General features: G+C 55.7%; 1 tRNA gene. It reads right to left on the bottom strand.

The window, feature by feature from the left end:
• Positions 1 to 145: 145 nt before the first annotated feature.
• Positions 146 to 221: transfer RNA gene (locus GHO25_RS26030), tRNA-Ala, on the bottom strand.

The raw sequence follows: 221 nt of genomic DNA, 5'->3' as shown, positions 1-221 counted from the left end.
CCCCTAGGGGACTCGAACCCCTGTTACCGCCGTGAAAGGGCGGTGTCCTAGGCCACTAGACGAAGGGGACACAAACCTTCTATTTGATCAGCGCTGAGTGCTGATCGATTCAATGCCGGTGTGGCCAGGCAGTGAAACTAAAATTTGGTGGAGCTAAACGGGATCGAACCGTTGACCTCTTGCATGCCATGCAAGCGCTCTCCCAGCTGAGCTATAGCCCC

This window comes from Pseudomonas sp. FSL R10-1350 (assembly GCF_009600525.1).
In the GTDB taxonomy this organism is placed as follows: Bacteria; Pseudomonadota; Gammaproteobacteria; order Pseudomonadales; family Pseudomonadaceae; genus Aquipseudomonas; species Aquipseudomonas helleri.
This window is presented reverse-complemented; position numbering and strand designations above follow the sequence as displayed.